The following is a 19,489-nucleotide window of genomic DNA, read 5'->3' as shown; positions in this document are numbered from 1 at the left end:
CGAGCAGGGGCAGCGGCTCGGAGGAGGTGACCAGGTCCCGCAGCGGATGGCGGGCCAGGACCGCGTCCACCTCCGGCGTCAACGCCGCCGCCAGCCGGGACGCGGCCGGCCTGCTCTCGTCCCGCAGCGCGTCGACGGCGGCCAGCAGCGCGCGCCGGTCCCCGCTCCCGGGCACCTCGGCGGCGGCCCGCTCGTACAGCCGGGCACCCTCCTCCAGGACCAGGTCCGTGTCCAGCCCCGCCGGGATCTTGATCCGGGCGGTGTGCCGCCAGGTGGTGACCGGATCGCTCCACCCCTCCACCGTGTACGACCACAGTCCGGTCGCGTCCGCGGTGACGGTGGCGCCCCAGCGGTCGGTGCCCGGGGCCAGCTCCCGCATCGGCGTCCAGGGGCCCGGCCGGCCGCGGGGATCCCGCAGGACGACGTTGGCGGCCACCGCGTCGTGCCCCTCGCGGAACACGGTCGCGGAGATCTCGAACGACTCGCCGGTGACGGCCTTGGCCGGTCTGCGCCCCCGTTGGACGACCGGACGGACGTCCAGGACGGGGATGCGCCCGACGACGGTGGTGCTCTCCGCGGGGGATGCTGACGAGTGGTACGTGGCGGGCATGACCGCTCCTGTCCGCGTCAACTGGATGGGCGGATGACTTAGGTGAGGTGGGTCCTGCGAGGTGCGTGCGGGGCGTACCGCAGGAGCCTTCCCACACTCTTCCGGTGGGCAATCCGGCACTTTGTTAACTACTCGCGCGTATGTCGACAACGCGACACGCGCGGCCATCTGACCGTCGCTTTCCCGGATGTCGCGCCCGCAATCAGCGGGCGTCGCGACATGTGCAGCTTTCCTCGTGGGCCGAACCGCCACAAGAAGGCCGAGGGGGAAAGATCCGGCCATATCGCCGCACCGCACCGACACGCCGTGGGTGTTAGCCCGTCCGGTGAACGAGGACGAGGCCGTTCAGGCCGAATCGGAGGCCGGTGGGCGAAGGCCCCAACAAGGGACACATCGCGCGGTAACGTCGTCCGGGTGAAGGCGATCCGTCGACTGACCGTCCGTCCCGTTCTCCCCGACCCCCTCCGGCCGCTCAGTGATCTGGCCCGCAACCTGCGCTGGTCCTGGCACCCGGAGACCCGCGACCTCTTCCAGTCCGTCGACCCCGAGTGCTGGACCGCGTCCGGCCGTGACCCGGTACGGCTGCTCGGCACCGTGCCGCCCGCGCGCCTCGCGGAGCTGGCCGAGGACCGGCGCTTTCGGCGCCGGCTGACCGCGGTGGCCGACGACCTCGACCACTACATGACCGACGACCGCTGGTACCAGGCCCAGCCGGGCCGGCTCCCGGCCGCCGTGGCCTACTTCTCGCCCGAGTTCGGCATCACCGCCGCGCTGCCCCAGTACTCCGGCGGCCTCGGCATCCTGGCCGGCGACCACCTCAAGGCGGCCAGCGACCTGGGGGTGCCGCTCGTCGGCGTGGGCCTGCTCTACCGCCACGGCTACTTCCGCCAGTCCCTCTCCCGCGACGGCTGGCAGCAGGAGCACTACCCCGTCCTGGACCCCCACGAACTGCCGCTGGCCCCGCTCAAGGAGAGCGACGGCACCCCCGCCCACGTCGCCCTGGCGCTGCCCGACGGCCGGGAGTTGCGGGCCCGCATCTGGCTGGCCCAGGTCGGCCGGGTGCCGCTGCTGCTCCTCGACTCCGACGTCGAGGAGAACGAAGGCGGCGAACGCGGCGTCACCGACCGGCTCTACGGCGGCGGCAGCGAGCACCGGCTCCTCCAGGAGATGCTGCTCGGCATAGGAGGTGTCCGGGCGGTGCGCACCTACTGCCGGCTCACCGGCCACGCCGAGCCGGAGGTGTTCCACACCAACGAGGGCCACGCCGGCTTCCTCGGGCTGGAGCGCATCGCCGAACTGTGCGACCAGGGCCTGGAGTTCGGTGCCGCGCTGGAGGCGGTGCGGGCCGGCACCGTCTTCACCACCCACACCCCGGTCCCGGCCGGCATCGACCGCTTCGACCGCGAACTGGTCGCCCGCCACTTCGGCCCCGGCGCCGAACTCCCGCGCATCGACGTCGAACGCGTCCTCAGACTCGGCATGGAGACCTACCCCGGCGGCGAGCCGAACCTCTTCAACATGGCCGTGATGGGCCTGCGCCTGGCCCAGCGCGCCAACGGCGTGTCCCTGCTGCACGGCGGGGTCAGCCGGGGCATGTTCGCCGGACTGTGGCCCGGCTTCGACGCCGAAGAGGTGCCGATCACCTCCGTCACCAACGGCGTGCACGCACCGACCTGGGTGGCCCCCGAGGTGTTCCGGCTCGGTGCCCGGCAGATCGGCGTGCAGCGGGCCGAGGACGCGCTGGCCGTCGGCGGCTCGGACCGCTGGGACTCGGTCGCCGACATCCCCGACCAGGACATCTGGGAGCTGCGCCGCACCCTGCGCGAACAGCTCGTCGAGGAGGTGCGCGAGCGGCTGCGCGCCTCCTGGCGGCAGCGCGGCGCGGGGACGGCCGAGCTGGGCTGGATCGACGACGTCCTCGACCCGGACGTGCTCACCATCGGCTTCGCGCGGCGCGTCCCCTCCTACAAGCGGCTCACGCTGATGCTGCGCGACCGGGACCGGCTGATGGACCTGCTGCTGCATTCCGAGCGGCCGGTCCAGATCGTCGTGGCGGGCAAGGCGCACCCGGCGGACGAGGGCGGCAAGCGGCTGGTGCAGGAGCTGGTGCGGTTCACCGACGACCCGCGGGTGCGGCACCGCATCGTGTTCCTGCCGGACTACGGCATGGCGATGGCGCAGAAGCTCTACCCGGGCTGCGACATCTGGCTGAACAACCCGCTGCGCCCGCTGGAGGCCTGCGGCACCTCCGGCATGAAGGCGGCGCTCAACGGCTGCCTCAACCTTTCGGTCCTGGACGGCTGGTGGGACGAGTGGTACCAGCCCGACTTCGGCTGGGCGATCCCCACCGCCGACGGCGTCGGCACCGACCCGGACCGGCGCGACGCCATAGAGGCCAACGCCCTCTACGACCTGCTGGAGCAGCGGATCACCCCGCGCTTCTACGAGCGGGGCGCGAGCGGGCTGCCGGACCGGTGGCTGGAGATGGTGCGCAGGACGCTCAGCCTGCTCGGCCCGAAGGTGCTGGCCGGCCGCATGGTCCGCGAGTACGTCGAGCGGCTCTACGCCCCGGCCGCCGAGGCGCACCGCGCGATGGACCCGGACTCCGCGCGCGAGCTCGCCGAGTGGAAGGCGCGGGTGCGGGCGGCCTGGCCCGGGGTGAGCGTCGACCACGTTCAGACGTCCGCCGCCACCGCCGGTGCCGAACTCGGCGCCACCCTCGGGCTGCGGGTACGGGTGAGGCTCGGCGATCTGGCCCCCGAGGACGTGGAGGTGCAGGCGGTCTCCGGCCGGGTGGACTCCGAGGACCGGATCACCGACGCGGCGAAGGTGCCGCTGAAGCCGGTGGGCGGTCCGGACCTGGAGGGCCGCTGGGTGTACGAGGGCCCGCTCGTCCTGGACCGGACCGGTCCCTTCGGCTACACGGTGCGGGTCCTGCCCGCGCACCGGCTGCTGGCGTCCGCTGTGGAGCCCGGCCTGGTCGCGGTGCCCTCGGGCGAGCTGGTGGAGGCGGCGGGGCTGCTGATGCGGTGAGCACCGCGCCCGCGGGGCGGTGGACGACGGGGGCGGGGCTCAGTCCTCGTCGCCGCCGCTCAGCCGCCGCAGGACGGTGCCGCACCGGCGGGCGTAGGCGTGCTGGAAGGCGCGGGCCGCCGGTCCTCCGGCCTTGGCGTACCACGTGGCGGGGCGGCTGAAGGCGTGCACGGTCAGCCACACCGTCCCGTCGCCCGTGCGGTCCACCACGAAGGCCTCCTCGCCGGACTCCGGGTGGCCGGGCAGCGTGCCGTAGGCCCAGCCGGCCCGGCGCGGCTCCTCCAGGGTCCACACCACCCGGCAGGGTGCCTTGATCATTCCGGCCAGGGTGACGGTGACGTCGACGCCGGGCGCGGCCCGCTCCGCGCCCGCCTCGATGCCGACGCCCATCGCGCGGTGCATCTCCCAGGTGAGGACGGCCTCGGCCGCCCGCCGGAACACCGGTTCGCCCTCCCCGAGGCGGGTGCGTACGTGCAGGGGACGGAAGCCGGGCGGGCAGTGGTGCTGCTCGCGGGTGGCGCCGACGTCGTCGTACGTGAAGGACATGGTCATCAAGAGTAGGGCGGCACCCGGGAATCGCAGGTTCCGGGTGCCGCCCCGCCGTGTTGGCGCCTCGGTCCCTCCGGTCAGTTCACGTTGATCGCGGTCCAGGCCGCGGCCACCGTCTTGTACTCGGTGCTGGACGAGCCGTACAGGTCGGAGGCCGCGTTCAGGGTCGCCGTGCGGGCCGCCTTGTAGTTGGTCGTCGACGTCATGTACGCGGTCAGCGCCTTGTACCAGATCTGCAGCGCCTTGGCGCGGCCGATGCCGGTGACGGTGGAGCCGTCGGAGGTCGGGGAGTTGTAGCTCACCCCGTCGACCGTCCGCGCCCCGCTGCCCACGGCCAGCAGGAAGAAGAAGTGGTTGGCGGGGCCGGACGAGTAGTGCACGTCGACGCCGCCGAGGCCGGAGGACCAGTAGTCCTTGGACGCGCCGTCCTTGCTGGGCTTGTCCATGTAGCGCAGCGGGGTGCCGTCCCCGTTGATGTCGATCTTCTCGCCGATGAGGTAGTCGCCCTTGTCGGCGGAGTTGTTCGCGAAGTACTCCACGCCGGTGCCGAAGATGTCGCTGGTCGCCTCGTTGAGGCCGCCGGACTCGCCGCTGTAGTTGAGTCCCGCGGTGTTGGAGGTGACGCCGTGGCTCATCTCGTGCCCGGCCACGTCCAGCGAGGTCAGCGGGTTGGTGTTGCCCGTGCCGTCGCCGTAGGTCATGCAGAAGCAGCTGTCGGACCAGAAGGCGTTGACGTAGTTGCTGCCGTAGTGGACGCGGGAGTAGGCCGCCTTGCCGTCGTTCTTGATGCCGCTGCGGCCGAAACTGTCCTTGTAGAAGTCCCAGGTGACCTGGGCGCCGTAGGCGGCGTCGACGGCTGCGGTCTGGTCCTGGGGGTCGCTGGAGGCGGCGCCGGTGCCCCAGGTGTCGTCGGCGTCGGTGAACAGGGTGCCGGTGCCGGAGGTCTTGCGGGCGAGGTTGTACGTCTTGTGGCCGCCGCGCCCGGTGTCGTAGAGCTGGTACGACGAGCCCGACTTGGTGGTGCCGAGCGAGACCGTGCCCGAGTAGAGGCTCTTGCCGGAGCCGGTCTCGATGCCCTGGTACGCGTACAGCTCGGCGCCGGTGGTGGCGTCGGTGATGACGTGCAGCTCGTTCGGGGTGCCGTCGTCCTGGAGGCCGCCGACCACGGTCTCGTAGGCGAGCACGGGCTTGCCGTGGGCGGCCCAGATCACCTTGCGGGGCGCCAAGTCGGCCGCGGTCCTCGACGATCCGGCGTCCTCGGCGGCGGCCAGTGCCTGCTGCTCGGCCCGGGCCGCCTTCACCTTCGGGGTGACGGTGGCGACCTCGACGGCGGCCTTCGTCGCCCTGGTGACGCCTCTGGTGGCGCCGGACTCCGAGCGGTGCACGACGAGGTCGCCGCCGAGGACGGGCAGGCCGTCGTAGGTGCGCTCGTAGCGGGTGTGCACGGAGCCGTCGCGGTCCTTGACCACGTCCTTGACGACCAGCTTCTCCTTGGCGCCGAGGCCGATCTCCCGGGCGGTGCCGGCCGCGCCCGCCTGCTGCTCCTGTATGAGCGCGCTGCGGGCGGTGCCCGAGAGCAGGACGGGGGCGCCCGGGAGGGCCGACGGCGCGGTGCTGTCGGCGGCGGCGTTGCCCGCGGTCAGACCGGTGGTGAGCATCGCTCCGGCGGCGACCGCCGTGGCCAGGGCCAGGGTGGTCCGCTTGTGGCGCGTGAAGAGGGAGGACACACGAGCTCCTTCGGTGGGGGATCCGGTCGGCGTGGGGTGTCCGGCCGGTTGCTGCGAAGTGGTGCTGTGGGTGACGGAAGACTGACACCGAAGTCGCGTACATGTCAGGAGGGCGCGATGATGTTGGCCGAAAACAGTCGGCCGGGGGTGGGGTGCGGGAATGTGAAGGCCGTGTGACCTCGGTCAAGCGGCAACAAGGCGTGCGTAAGCAGTCGGCAAAAACCGTCGGTCGGGCCGGACATGGAGAGGGCGCCGCGCCGGAGGAGTCGAACCTCCGGAGCGGCGCCCCGACTTGAGGGTGGCGCACCCGCGGGCCGGCCGGCCTACGGGAAGGTGAGCCGCCAGGCGTCGATGTAGCCGGTGTCCGCCGGACCCAGGTCCTGGACGCGCAGTTTCCAGGTGCCGTTGGCCGATTCGGAGGAGGCGTTGACCGTGTAGGTCTCGTGCACGTCCGCCGCCGGGTCGTTGCCGCTGTTCTTCAGGCGGTAGGTCGACCCGTCGGGCGCGACCAGGTCGATCTGGAGGTCACCGCGCCAGGTGTGCACGATGTCCACGCCCACCTGGAGGTTGCTCGGCGCGTTGCCGGTGCGTCCCGAGACGGTGAGGGACGAGGTCACCGCGGACCCGTAGTCGGGGATGTTCACGTCCGTGGTGCTCTCGAACGTGGTGCCGCCGCCGGGGCCGCCGCCGCCCGGCCGGGAGCCGACGCTGATGCCCGCCCACGCGTTCGCCACCGCGGTGTACTCGGCGCTGTCGGTGCCGTACAGCTCACCGGCCGCCGCGAGGGTGCCGGTGCGGGCGCCCGCGTAGTTGGTGGTCGAGGTGAACTTGGTGGTCAGCGCGCGGAACCAGATCTTCTCCGCCTTGGCGCGGCCGATGCCGGTGACCGGGAGGCCGTCCGAGGTGGGCGAGTTGTAGGTGACACCGTTGATGGTCTTGGTGCCGCTGCCCTCGCTCAGCAGGTAGAAGAAGTGGTTCGCCGGGCCCGACGAGTAGTGGACGTCCACCCCGCCGATCCCCGAGTACCAGTAGTCCTTGGACGCCCCGTCCTTGCTGGGCTTGTCCATGTAGCGCAGCGGGGTGCCGTCCCCGTTGATGTTGATCTCCTCGCCGATGAGGTAGTCACCGACGTCCGAGGAGTTGTTGGCGTAGAACTCGACCGACGCGCCGAAGATGTCGGACGTGGCCTCGTTCAGTCCGCCGGACTCGCCGCTGTAGTTGAGTCCCGCGGTGTTGGACGTGACGCCGTGGGTCATCTCGTGCGCGGCCACGTCGATGGAGGTGAGCGGGTTGGTGTTGCCCGAGCCGTCGCCGTAGGTCATGCAGAAGCAGCTGTCGGACCAGAAGGCGTTGACGTAGTTGTTGCCGTAGTGGACCCGGGAGTAGGCGCCCACACCGTCGCCGCGGATGCCGGACCGGCCCTGCACGTTCTTGTAGTAGTCCCAGGTCAGCGCGGCCCCGTAGTGGGCGTCGGCGCCGGCGGTCTCCGCGTTGGAGGCGGTTCCGTTGCCCCAGGTGTCGTCGGAGCCGGAGAAGAGCGTCCCGGTGCCGGAGGTGCCGCGGTTGAGGTTGTACGTCTTGTGGTTGCCGCGCGCCGTGTCGGTCAGCGTGTACGACGAGCCCGACTGGGCGGTGCCCAGCGTCACCGTGCCGCTGTACATCGTGTTGCCGGTGCCGTTCTCGATGGCCTGGTACTCGTACAGCTTGGCGCCGGTGGCGGCGTCGGTGATGACGTGCAGCTCGTTCGGGGTGCCGTCCTCCTGGAGGCCGCCGACGACCGTCTCGTAGGCGAGGACCGGGGTGCCGTTCGCCGCCCAGATTACCTTGCGCGGGGCGCGGTCGGCGTCCGGCTGCTCGGCCCCGGCGGCCTTCGCGGCCGACACGGCCTGGGCCTCGGCCTTCGCGGCGGAGATCTTCGGCGTCACGGTGGCCGGCTTGATGGCCTTGGCCGTGGCCTTCACGACCTGCTCCGCCTTCCCCGCCCCACCGGCCACCACGAGGTCGCCGCCGAGGACGGGCAGACCGTCGTAGGTGCGCTCGTAGCGGGTGTGCAGGGTGCCGTCGCGGTCCTTGAGCACGTCGCGGACGACCAGTTTCTCCTTGGCGCCCAGGCCCAGGTCGTCGGCGGTCTTCGCCGTGGCGGCGCTGGCGTCGCGGATCAGTTCCGCGCGCTGGGACGGGGTGAGCCGGACCAGCTCGGCGCCCTTGGCGGGGGTCGGCTCGGGGGCCGCGGTGGCGGTGCCGGACTGGACCGCCGTGGCGATCAGCGCCGCGACACCGGCCAGCGCGACGGCCGCGGCCCGCCGATGCGTGGTGCGGCGCGAGGACGCGGCGGAAGGGGTGTGGGAGGTGCGTCTGTGGGGAGTGCTGCTGCTCAACACTGACTCCTTCTGCGTGGCCGCGGATCACGCGGCCGGGGAGACCGGGCGGCGGGTGGCCGCCCGGGCGGAACTGTGTACGCAGAAACCACGTGCTACGAGCCGGCCGCTGCACAGCACTCGTGGGGAAGCTGTGGGGGCGCTGTGGAGGGCCGACGGAAGAGTGGCAGGAGAAAGCGCTACTTGTCAGGGGCGCGTCAGTAAGTTGGCTGGATTTGGTTCGTTGACCGGGCGTTCACGTTCGATAAACGGAATCTTCGCCTGCCGGCATTCTCGGCGGGCCGCCGCCCGTCCGCTCAGCCGGTGGCCCGGTCGGCCACCGGCTCCCCGTGCCAGGACCCCCACAGGGCCGCGTACGTCCCGCCCGCCGCCACCAGCGCGTCGTGCGTGCCCAGTTCGGTCAGCAGGCCGTCCTCCATCACCGCCACCCGGTCGGCGTCGTGCGCGGTGTGCAGGCGGTGCGCGATGGCGATGACCGTACGTCCCTTCAGTACGGCGGCCAGCGCCCGCTCCGTGTGCCGGGCCGTCGTCGGGTCCAGCAGGGCCGTGGCCTCGTCCAGGATCAGCGTGTGCGGGTCGGCCAGCACCACCCGGGCCAGGGCGAGCTGCTGGGCCTGCGAGCCGTCCGTGGAGTGCGCGTCCTCCTTCGCCCCCAGCTCGGCGTCGAGGCCGCCGGGCAGCTCCCGCACCCACCCCTCGGCGCCCACGGCGGCGAGCGCCGCCCACAACTCCTCGTCGGTGGCCCCCGGTTCGGCGATCAGCAGGTTGTCGCGGACCGTCCCCAGGAACACGTGGTGCTCCTGGGTGACCAGCACCACCTGACGGCGCAGCCGCTCCGGGTCCAGGGCGACCACGGGCACCCCGCCCACCGTCACCGAGCCGCGGGTCGGCGCGTCGACGCCCGCCAGCAGCCGGCTCAGCGTGGTCTTGCCGGCCCCCGAGGGACCGACGACCGCCAGCCGCTCGCCCGGCCGCACGGTCAGGTCCACCCCGCGCAGCACCTCCCCGCCCCGCTCGTAGGCGTACCGCACACCGGACACGTCGATCCGGTCGTCCGCGGGCACCGCCGCCTCGTCCGGCCTCGCCCGCGGCGCCCGCGCCAGACCCTCCACCCGGGCGAAGGAGGCGGCACCGGCCTGCAGTTGCTCGACCCGCATCAGCACCTCGTCCAGCGGTCCGGTCAGCTGCTGGAGGTACACGGCGCAGGACACCACCGCGCCGAGGCTCACCGACCCGTGCGCGTGCGACACCCCGCCGAGCAGCAGTACGCCCGCCACGGGAAGGACGTAGGAGATGTCCACCGCGGGGAAGAACACACTGCGCAGGAACAGCGTCCTGAACCGGGAGCGCCGCGAGACCTCCAGCGTCTCGCGGTTCGACGCCACGCGCCGCTCCGCCAGCCCGAACGCCTCGACCGTGCGGGCCCCGGCCACCGTCGCGGCCAGGCTCTCGGCGACGTCCGAGGTGGCCGCGCCCTCGGCCAGGTACCCGGCCCGCGCCCGCCGCAGGTACCAGCGCAGCGCCAGCCAGGCCGGCGACAGCCCGAGGACCCCGACCAGGCCGAGCAGCGGGTCCAGCACGAACACCGCGCCCATGAGGAACAGCGCCTGCACCGCGTTCACCAGCAGGTCCGGACCGGCGTCGCGCAGCGTCGTGCCGACCGTGGTGACGTCGGCGGTGCCGCGGGTCGTCAGGTCCCCGGTCCCCGCCCGCTCCACCACCGACGCGGGCAGCGCGAGCACCCGCTCCACGTACCGCTCCCGCACCCGTGCGAGCGTCCGCTCCCCGAACCGGTGCCCCACGTACCGCGCCCAGCGGGCCAGCAGCAACTGCGCCAGCGAGCACAGCAGGATGGCGAGGGCCAGCCGGTCCACGGCGTCCACGCCGCGCCCGCCGCGCACCTCGTCGACGATCCGGCCCAGCAGCCACGGACCCGCGAGCCCGGTCATGGCGGCCAGAGCGTTGAGCACCAGGACGAGTGCGAAGGACCTCCGGTCGGCGCGCACGAGGCCGGCCGCGGCCCGGCGGACGTCGGCGCGCTCGGCGACGGGCAGCTGTGTCATCGGGCCGCTGCCCCTTCTTCGGTGCCCTCGTCGTCCCGCGCGACCAGGGCGCGGTACCCCGGTTCGGTGTCCAGGAGTTCGCGGTGCGTGCCGCTCGCCGCGACCTTGCCGTCGACCAGGTGGTGCACGACGTCCGCGCGGGCGAGGAGGAGGGGTGAGGTGGCGGCCAGCACGGTGGTCCGGCCCTGGCGGGCCCGCTTGAGACGGTCGGCGACGGTGGCCTCCGTGTGGGCGTCCAGGGCGGAGGTGGGTTCGGCGGCGAGGAGTACTTCGGGGTCGGTCAGAAGGGCCCTCGCCAGGCGGATGCGCTGGCGTTGGCCACCCGACAGGTCGCGCGCCTGGGCCGCGACCCGGGTGTCCAGTCCCTCGGGGAGGGCGCGGACGACGTCTTCGGCCGCGGCCGCGTGGAGGGCGGCGGTGAGCTTCGCCAACCCGTCTGCCCCGGGCGGTCGTTCCGTGTCCGTGTCTGCGTATGTGTATGTGTATGTGTATGCGTCTGCTTCTGTTTCTGCGACCGCATCGGCGTCTGCGGGTGTGTCGTGGCTTGTCGCGCCCGCGCGGCGGTGGCGCACATCGACACCGCCCGCGCCGCTGGGACCCGCTTCCGGAACGCCCACGACATCGCTCAGGGTGCCTGCGAAGAGGTCTGCCTCCGGGTCCGCGACCAGGATGCGGGCGCGGATCTGGGGGAGGGGGATGTCGGTCAGGGGGACGTCTCCCCAGGTCGCGTCGGAGGGGGCGTAGCGGGCCAGGCGGTCCAGGACGTCGGTGGCGTCGGAGGGGCGGCTCGTGACCAGGGCGGTCAGGCGGCCGGGGGCGATCCGTACGCCCGAGGCCGGGTCGTGGAGCACCGAGGGTTCCGCGGGGGCGTCCCGGGTGCCGTCGTCGGGTGCCGGTTCCAGGTGCAGGAAGGCGACGACGCGGCGGGCGGCCACCACGCCGCGGCTGAGCTGGTGGCCCATCTCGATGAGGAACGCCACCGGCCAGCCCAGCGCGACGACATAGCCGTACACCGAGACCAGCTCGCCCACGCTGATGTGCCCCTGTGCGGCCTGCCGGGCGCCCAGCCAGGTCACCAGGGCCAGGAACAGCATCGGCAGCCCCACCCCGAGGGCCTGGATCCAGCTGGTCACCGCGCCGACCCGGTAGCCCTGTGCGCGCAGCCGGGCCGAGTCCCGGCGGAAGGCGTCCGCGACCAGGCCCTTGCCGCCCAGCCCGTTCAGCACCCGCAGTCCGCCCGCGAGGTCGCCGATCCGCGCGGTCAGCACGGACTGCCGCTCGCGGTACTCGGCCTCCCGGCCCTGCAACCGTCCCATGAGCGGGCCGAGGAGCACCCCGAGCACCGGCACCCCGAGCAGCACCACCAGGGCGAGCCCGGTCGACACGGACAGCATCAGCCCGCCGACCGCCGCGTAGGCGACGATCGCGCCGATGCCCGGCCCCACGGCGGTCAGGGTCGTGCTGATGGTCTGCACGTCGCCCACGCCGATGGTGACGACCTCACCGGTCCCCACCTGCCCGCGCAGCGCCGCGCCGAGCCGGGTCGCCTGCCCGACGACCACCTTGACGGTGCGGAAGTTGGCGTCCATGCGGACCTTCGTCATCGTGCGGTGCCGCAGCATCCCCAGCCACGCGTTGACCGCGCCGACGGCCACCATGGCGCCCGTCCAGCCCGCCAGGGCGCCCAGGTCACCCGGCACCAGGCCGTGGTCGACCGCCCGGGCCATCAGGTACGGCGTCGCCGCCAGCAGCACCATCCAGGCGCTGGCGAGCACCGCCCCCGCCAGGCACCGCGGCCACTGCCGCCGGACGAGCCACGCCAGATACCGCCAGCCGCCCCGGCGGTCCGGTGTGCCGGGGTCCTCGTACGCGTCGATCCTCACGCCAGGCTGTCCCGCCAGGCCCGGTGCAGATCCGCGAACCGGCCCGTGCCCGCGATCAGTTCGTCCGGAGTGCCGTCCTCGACGATCCGGCCGTGCTCCATCACCAGCACCCGGTCGGCGATCTCCACGGTGGACAGCCGGTGCGCGATGACGACCGCCGTACGGCCCTTCAGCACCGTCGCCATCGCCCGCTGCACCGCCCGCTCCCCGGGGATGTCCAGCGAACTGGTCGCCTCGTCCAGGATCAGCACCGCCGGATCCGCCAGCAGGGCCCGCGCGAACCCCACGAGCTGCCGCTGACCGGCGGAGATGCGACCGCCCCGCTTGCGGACGTCGGTGTCGTAGCCGTCCGGCAGCGCGGCGATGAAGTCATGGGCGCCGATCGCCTTCGCGGCCCGCTCGATCTCCTCCCGCGTCGCCTCCGGACGGCCGACGGCGATGTTGTCGGCGACCGTGCCGGAGAACAGGAACGCCTCCTGCGTCACCATCACCACCCCGCGCCGCAGTTCGGGCACGGCCAGGTCGCGCAGGTCGGTCCCGTCCAGCAGGACCCGTCCGGCGGAGGGGTCGTAGAACCGGGCGAGCAGCTTGGCGAGCGTCGACTTGCCCGCGCCGGTCGAGCCCACGACGGCGACCGTCTGCCCGGCCGGCAGCGTCAGTGAGAAGCGCGGCAGCACCTCGCCCCCGGTGCGGTAGCCGAAGCTCACCGAGTCGAAGACGACCTCGCGGCCGGGATGCTCGGACGCCGGCGGCGGCAGCTCCTTGGGCGCGGCCGGCTCCGGCACCGACGGCGTCTGGGCCAGCAGCCCGGCGATCTTCTCCAGCGAGGCCGCCGCCGACTGGTACGAGTTCAGGAACATGCCCAGCCGGTCGATCGGGTCGTACAGCCGGCGCAGGTACAGCACCGCCGCCGCCAGCACACCGAGCGCGAGCGTGCCGTCCGCGACCCGGTAGGCCCCCCACAGCACGATGCCCGCGACGGCGGTGTTGGCGACCAGGCGGGAGCCGACCACGTACCGGGCCATCTCCAGCAGGGCGTCGCCGTTGGTGCGTTCGTGCCGGTGGTTCAGCACCGCGAAGTCGGCGTCGTTGGCGGCCTCCCGGCGGAAGGCGCGCACCGGCCGGATGCCGTTCATGGTCTCCACGAACTTCACGATCACCGCCGCGATCGCCGTGGACCGCTTGCGGTACACCCGTCCCGCGCGCCGCTGGTAGAGCCGCACCAGCGCGTACAGCGGCACGAACGACGCCACCGCCACGGCGCCCAGGCCCCAGTCCAGCCAGAGCAGCAGCGCGGCGATGTAGACGAAGGACAGGATGACCGTCACCAGCTCCTGGAGCCCCTCGTCGAGCAGTTCGCGCAGGGACTCCACGTCCGTGGTGGAGCGGGAGATGAGACGGCCCGAGGTGTAGCGCTCGTGGAAGTCGACGCTCAGCGCCTGCGCGTGCCGGAAGATACGGCCCCGCAGGTCGAGCAGCACGTCCTGGTTGACGCGGGCCGCGGCGGCGATGAAGGCGTACTGGAGGGCGCCCGCCGCCAGCGAGCACAGCAGGTAGCCGGCGCCCACCGCGATCAGCGGCCCGTGGTCGTCGTCGCGCAGGGCCGGCACGGCGTGGTCGATGGCGTACGCCACCAGCAGCGGGCCCGCCTGCACGGCCGCCTGCTGGAGCAGCAGCAGGAGGACGGTGAGGACGACGCGGGCCTTCCTGGGCGCCAGCAGGGAGCGCAGCAGAGCGCCGGTGGCGCCCGGCGGGCTGGGCAGGACGTCCCGGTCGAAGGCGTCGTCGGCGGCGCGGACCGCCGCCTCGGCCGGACCCCCGTGCGGGTCCTCCGGCTGGTCCCTCTCCGGCGCGGTGGCCGTCGGCGCGGTCATCGGCCGTCCCCTCCCTGGAATCCCTCGTCGTCTCCGTGCCCGTCCAGACCGGACATCAGATGGGCGTACTCGGCGTTGGTGCGCAGCAGTTCGTGATGGGTGCCGACGGCGGCGATGCGGCCCTCCGAGAGCAGGGCGACGCGGTCGGCGAGCAGCACGGTGGAGGGGCGGTGGGCCACGATCAGCGCGGTGGTGTCCGCGAGGACCTGCCGCAGGGCGGCCTCCACGGCGGCCTCCGTGTGCACGTCCAGCGCGGACAGCGGATCGTCCAGGACCAGGAACCTCGGCCTGCCCACCACCGCCCGCGCGAGCGCCAGGCGCTGACGCTGGCCGCCGGAGAGGCTGAGGCCCTGCTCGCCGACCTGGGTGCCGGTGCCCTCGGGGAGCGCGTGCGCGAAGTCGGCCTGCGCGATGGCCAGAGCCCGGTCCAGCTCCTTCTCGCCGGCGCCCTCGCCGGCCCCCATCAGCACGTTCTCACCGACGGTGGCCGAGAAGAGGGTGGGCTCCTCGAAGGCCACGGCGACCATCGAGCGCAGCTCCCGGCGGGACAGGGTGGCGATGTCCGCACCGTCCAGCGTGATCCGGCCCTCGGTGACCTCGTGCAGGCGCGGCACGAGCGCCGTCAGCGTCGTCTTGCCGCTGCCGGTGGCACCGACCAGGGCCATGGACTCACCGGGGCGGATGTGCAGGTCGATGTCGGTCAGGAGCGGCGTGGAGCCGGGGGCGGCGTCGGGGTAACGGAACCGGACGTGCTCGAAGCGCAGACCACCCGCCGCCGCGGGCAGCCGCGCCTCACCCCGTGGCCGAACGTCCCGGGAGGCGCCCTCAGCGGCACGAGCCTCCGCGACCGGGTCGGCCTCCACCTCCGCGACCGGGTCGGCCTCCACCTCCGCGTCCATCACCTCGAAGTACCGGTCCGTGGCCGTCGCCGCCTCCTGGCTCATCGCCAGCAGGAAGCCGATGGACTCCACCGGCCACCGCAGCGCCAGCGCCGTGGACAGGAAGGCCACCAGCGTCCCCGCCGACAGCGCCCCGTCCGCCACCTGCACCGCCCCGACGACCAGGGCCGCGCCGATCGCCACCTCGGGCAGCGTCACGATGACCGCCCAGATGGCCGCCAGCAGCCGCGCCTTGCGCAGCTCCGTGCCCCGCAGCGTGTGCGACAGCTCGTGGAAGGCGCGGGCCTGGCTGCGGTGCCGTCCGAAGCCCTTGATGATCCGGATGCCGAGCACGCTCTCCTCGACCACGGTCGTCAGATCCCCGACCTGGTCCTGCGCGCGCCGCGCCACCGCCGAGTACTTCTTCTCGAAGATCCCGCAGGTGATCATCACCGGGATGGCCGGCCCGAGGATGACCAGCCCCAGCGTCCAGTCCTGGACCAGCATGATGCCCACGCCGATCAGAATCGTCACGCCGTTGACCAGCAGGAACGTCAGCGGGAAGGCGAGGAACATGCGGAGCAGCATCAGGTCCGTCGTCCCGCGGGAGAGCAGCTGCCCCGAGGCCCAGCGGTCGTGGAAGGCCACCGGCAGGCGCTGCAGGTGCCGGTACAGGTCCGCGCGCATCCCCGCCTCGACCCCCGCCAGCGGCCGGGCCACCAGCCACCGCCGGAACCCGAACAGCAGCGCCTCCGCCAGCCCGAGCAGCAGCAGGTACAGCGCCCCGAGCCACACGCCCGCCGGATCGCGGTCGGCGACCGGTCCGTCCACCATCCACTTCAGGACGAGCGGGATCACCAGCCCCACGCAGGAGGCGAGGATCGCTATCGCCGCGGCCGTGCCCAACCGTGCGCGCACCGGCCGCACATAGGGCCACAACCGCAGCAGGGCACGTACGGTGGAATGCCTCTCGGCGGGGTCCTGGGCGGCTTCCGGAGCGGGGTCGGGAGCGAGATCCGTGGTGGGGGCAGGTTTCGTGGACATCAGCAGCGAGCCTACGGTTCACCACTGACACTGCCTACCGAGTTTTCGCGCCCGCCGGGGTCGCGGGGAGGCCCCGCCGGGTCGTAGGGGAGCATCGGCCGATCGGCTGATGCGCCTTCGAGCGCGTCGGCCGATGCGCCGGGCCCCCGGCCGACGGGACGCTGGTGCCATGTCCGTCATCGAAGTCACCGACCTGCGCAAGTCCTACGGCGGCCGCCCCGTCGTCGACGGTGTGTCCTTCACCGTCGAGGAGGGCGAGATCTTCGGCGTCCTCGGGCCCAACGGCGCCGGCAAGACCACCACCGTCGAGTGCGTCGGGGGACTGCGGGTCCCCGACGCCGGCCGGGTCCGGGTCACCGGGCTCGACCCCGTCGCCGACCACCGGCGGGTCGCCGAGGTCCTCGGCGCCCAGCTCCAGCGGAGCGAGCTCCAGCCCAAGCTCACCGTCCGCGAGGCCCTTGAGCTGTACGCCGCCTTCTACCCCAGGCCGGCCGACTGGCGCCCGCTCGCCGAGCGGCTCGACCTCGCCCCGATGCTGGACACCCGGTTCGCGAGGCTCTCCGGCGGTCAGAAACAGCGCCTGTTCGTCGCGCTCGCGCTGGTCGGCGCCCCCCGCGTGGTCGTCCTGGACGAGCTGACCACCGGGCTCGACCCGCGCGCCCGCCGCGAGACCTGGCAGCTGATCGAGGACATCCGCGCGGGCGGGGTCACGGTCCTGCTGGTCACCCACTTCATGGAGGAGGCCCAGCGGCTGTGCGACCGGATCGCGGTGATCGACCGGGGCCGCGTCGCCGCGCTGGACACCCCGGCCGGGCTGATCCGGCGTTCGGCGGGCGCCACCGTCATCAGCTTCACCCCGTCCGCGCCGCTGGACGAGGCGGACCTGCGCGCGCTGCCCCAACTCGCCTCCGTCGACCTCAAGGACGCCCGCGTCACGCTGTCCGGCACGGACGAGACGGTCAACGCCGTCATCACCCTGCTCGCCCGCACCCGCGTCACCGCCCACCAGCTCCGGGTCACCGACACCACGCTGGACGACGCCTTCCTGGACCTCACGGAGACCACCGCATGAAGACCGACGTCCTCGACACCGCCGTCCTCCGCACCGAGCTGCGCCTGTTCCGCCGGGAACCCGGCGCCCTGTTCTGGATGCTGGCGTTCCCGACCCTGCTGCTGGTGATCCTCGGCTCCATCCCGTCCTTCCGCGAGGCCGACCCCTCCTTCGACGGACTGCGCCCGGTCGACGCCTACGTGCCGGTGGCCGTACTGCTGGGCCTGACCGTCGGCGGCCTCCAGGGCATGCCGCAGGTCCTGACCGGCTACCGGGAGCGCGGGATCCTGCGCCGGATGTCCGCCACACCGGTGCGCCCGGCGGCGCTGCTGACGGCCCAGATGGTGGTGTGCGGCGGGGCCGCCCTCGGCTCGGCCCTGCTGGCGGTCGCGGTCGGCCGGCTCGCCTTCGACGTCTCCCTGCCCGAACAGCCCCTCGGCTACCTCCTGGCGCTGCTGCTGGCCGTGCTCGCCGCGCTCTCCCTGGGGGCGGTGCTCTCCGCGCTCTCCCGCACCACGAAGATCGCCGGTGCGATCGGGTCGGCCGCGCTGTTCCCGGCGATGTTCTGCGCGGGCGTGTGGCTGCCGGTGCAGGCCATGCCGGACCTGCTGGCCCGCATCGTCGGCTGGACCCCGTTCGGCGCGGCGGCCCAGGCCCTCAACGAGGCGGCGGCGGGCGACTGGCCGGACTGGTCCCACCTGGCGGTGCTGGTCGCCTGGACCGCGCTCCTCACGGCTGCCGCCTCGCGCTGGTTCCGCTGGGAATGAGGGTGGGGGCGGGCGGCGGCGTGCTCGACAATGACGCCATGGAGACCACGGGGACCACGGACGCCGCGACCGGATCCGCGACCGGATCCGCGACCGGGAGCGGGACCGGGAGCGGGACCGGGACGGCGGCGGTCGACGAACGGTGGGCGGCGTTCCACCGCTGGGGTCCGTACGCGCTGCTGGCCGTCGGGACCCTGGTCGCCTGGTCGGCCGCCGACGCCATCGGCATGACCACCGGCGAACGCCGGGCGAGCGGCGCCCTGATCGGCGCGGCCGTCGTGCTCCAGCTGTGGTGGAACCGGGCGGCGCGCACCCGCCCCGAACCGTCCCGGTCCGGGACCTGCTACTACGCCGTCCGCTGGGTCCTGGGCTTCGCGCTCACCTGGCTGAACCCGCTCTTCGCCTTCTACGCGGTCATCGGCTACTTCGGCGCCCAGTACCTGCTGCCGCGCAGACTGTGCCGGGCCGGACTGTTCGCCACCGCCGTCACCCTCGCCGGTTCGCAGTCCGGCGGGCTGCCGCCCCGCGGGGTCATGGGGTGGGTGCTCTTCGGCGCGATCCTCACCGTCAACAGCATGCTGGTGGCCCTCTTCGCCCACTTCGCCGCGCTGGAGGAGGCCCGCGGCCGGGCCCGCGTCGAGACCATCGCCGAACTGGAGCGCACCAACACCGCCCTGCAACAGGCGCTCGACGAGAACGCCGCGCTGCACGCCCAGCTCCTCGTCCAGGCCCGGGAGGCCGGCGTCGCCGACGAGCGCAGGCGGCTGGCCGCCGAGATCCACGACACCCTCGCCCAGGGCCTGACCGGCATCATCGCCCAGCTCCAGGTCGTGGGGGCCGCCCAGGACCCCGCGCTCGGCCGCGAGCACCTGGACCGGGCCCTCGCTCTGGCCCGGCACAGCCTCGGCGAGGCCCGCCGCTCCGTGCACAACCTCTCGCCGGTCGCGCTGGCCGACGACGGGCTGCCGGACGCGCTGAAGAAGACGGTGACCGAGTGGGGCGAGCGCACCGGCGTCCGGGCCCGGTTCACCGTCACCGGCACCGCCGAGCACCTCCACGACGAGCTCGCCGCCACGCTGCTGCGCATCGCCGAGGAGGCCCTGTCCAACACGGCCCGGCACGCCGCCGCCGACCGGGTCGGCGTCACCCTCTCCTACATGGGCGACGAGGTCACCCTCGACATCCGCGACGACGGCCGGGGCTTCGACCCGCTGACCGCGCGGGAGCGCACCCCCGTCGGCGGCTTCGGCCTCGACGGCATGCGGGCCCGCGCCGAGCGCATCGCCGGTTCACTCACCGTGGAGGCGGAGCCGGGGCACGGCACGGCCCTCTCGGCTCGCGTACCGTTGGTCCGCCATGACCGATGACGCCGCGCCCGACGACGCCGTGACCGTCGCCCCGACGACGGCCGCCCCCGCGCCCGACGACACCGTGACCGACGCCCCGACGACGGCCGACGCCGCGCCCGACGACGCCGTGCCCGTCGCGCCGACGACGGCCGCCCCCGTGACCGACGACGCCGTGCCCGACGCCCCGACGACGGCCGGCCCCGCGCCCGACGACCCCGTGACCGCCGACCCGACGACGGCCAACCCCGTGACCGACGCCCCCGCGACCCCCGCCCCCGCGACC

12 protein-coding genes and 1 pseudogene are annotated in these 19,489 nt (G+C 73.4%); 5 read left to right on the top strand and 8 right to left on the bottom strand.

The genetic code is table 11. The annotated features are described in order from the left end of the window. The coding region (locus tag IE94_RS0133045) for a maltotransferase domain-containing protein (RefSeq protein ID WP_030191807.1) at positions 1-610 on the bottom strand (610 nt) is incomplete at its 3' end. Between the two features lie 414 nt (positions 611-1,024). Here IE94_RS0133045 and IE94_RS0133040 point away from each other — a divergent pair. Further along, positions 1,025-3,643: a glycosyltransferase family 1 protein gene (locus IE94_RS0133040; RefSeq protein ID WP_030191806.1), complete on the top strand. Its 2,619-nt coding sequence runs from the start codon at positions 1,025-1,027 to the stop codon at positions 3,641-3,643. Between the two features lie 39 nt (positions 3,644-3,682). On the opposite strand, the gene IE94_RS0133035 is transcribed toward IE94_RS0133040, so the two are convergent. The 7 genes from IE94_RS0133035 to IE94_RS0133005 form a co-directional block, all read right to left on the bottom strand. Then, positions 3,683-4,189: a DUF1990 domain-containing protein gene (locus tag IE94_RS0133035; protein ID WP_030191804.1), complete on the bottom strand. Its 507-nt coding sequence runs from the start codon at positions 4,187-4,189 to the stop codon at positions 3,683-3,685. A gap of 80 nt (positions 4,190-4,269) precedes the next feature. Beyond that, the gene (locus IE94_RS0133030) at positions 4,270-5,919 is read right to left on the bottom strand and encodes a M4 family metallopeptidase (RefSeq protein ID WP_030191802.1); all 1,650 of its coding nucleotides are present in this window, start codon (positions 5,917-5,919) and stop codon (positions 4,270-4,272) included. 323 nt (positions 5,920-6,242) lie between these two features. Then, entirely contained in the window at positions 6,243-8,297 is a 2,055-nt protein-coding gene (locus tag IE94_RS0133025) for a M4 family metallopeptidase (RefSeq protein WP_030191799.1), read from the bottom strand. 296 nt (positions 8,298-8,593) lie between these two features. Further along, positions 8,594-10,360, bottom strand: coding sequence for an ABC transporter ATP-binding protein (locus tag IE94_RS0133020; RefSeq protein WP_030191788.1), 1,767 nt, complete (start codon positions 10,358-10,360; stop codon positions 8,594-8,596). Beyond that, on the bottom strand, positions 10,357-12,243 hold the full coding sequence (locus tag IE94_RS0133015) for an ABC transporter transmembrane domain-containing protein (RefSeq protein ID WP_030191786.1): 1,887 nt from the start codon (positions 12,241-12,243) through the stop codon (positions 10,357-10,359). The genes IE94_RS0133020 and IE94_RS0133015 overlap by 4 nt, the downstream gene beginning before the upstream one ends. Continuing rightward, positions 12,240-14,117, bottom strand: coding sequence for an ABC transporter ATP-binding protein (locus IE94_RS0133010; protein ID WP_030191783.1), 1,878 nt, complete (start codon positions 14,115-14,117; stop codon positions 12,240-12,242). The genes IE94_RS0133015 and IE94_RS0133010 overlap by 4 nt, the downstream gene beginning before the upstream one ends. Beyond that, entirely contained in the window at positions 14,114-16,039 is a 1,926-nt protein-coding gene (locus IE94_RS0133005; protein ID WP_030191773.1) for an ABC transporter ATP-binding protein, read from the bottom strand. Before IE94_RS0133005 ends, IE94_RS0133010 begins: the two co-directional genes overlap by 4 nt. 169 nt (positions 16,040-16,208) lie before the next feature. On the opposite strand from IE94_RS0133005, the gene IE94_RS0133000 reads away from it, so the two are divergent. The 4 genes and pseudogenes from IE94_RS0133000 to IE94_RS0132985 all read left to right on the top strand — a co-directional run. After that, positions 16,209-17,111, top strand: coding sequence for an ABC transporter ATP-binding protein (locus IE94_RS0133000; RefSeq protein ID WP_030191771.1), 903 nt, complete (start codon positions 16,209-16,211; stop codon positions 17,109-17,111). Continuing rightward, the gene (locus IE94_RS0132995; RefSeq protein ID WP_030191768.1) at positions 17,108-17,857 is read left to right on the top strand and encodes an ABC transporter permease; all 750 of its coding nucleotides are present in this window, start codon (positions 17,108-17,110) and stop codon (positions 17,855-17,857) included. Before IE94_RS0133000 ends, IE94_RS0132995 begins: the two co-directional genes overlap by 4 nt. Positions 17,858-17,895: 38 nt before the next feature. Then, positions 17,896-19,224, top strand: a complete 1,329-nt coding sequence (locus tag IE94_RS0132990) for a sensor histidine kinase (RefSeq protein ID WP_245235367.1) — start codon at positions 17,896-17,898, stop codon at positions 19,222-19,224. Then, positions 19,214-19,489 (top strand): annotated as a pseudogene (locus IE94_RS0132985) (sigma-70 family RNA polymerase sigma factor); the annotation flags it as partial. The gene IE94_RS0132990 and the pseudogene IE94_RS0132985, both read left to right, overlap by 11 nt.

It is taken from the genome of Streptomyces violaceorubidus, assembly GCF_000717995.1.
In the GTDB taxonomy this organism is placed as follows: Bacteria; Actinomycetota; Actinomycetes; order Streptomycetales; family Streptomycetaceae; genus Streptomyces; species Streptomyces violaceorubidus.
Note: the sequence above shows the minus strand (reverse complement) of the source record. Positions and strands in the feature narration are given on the sequence as shown.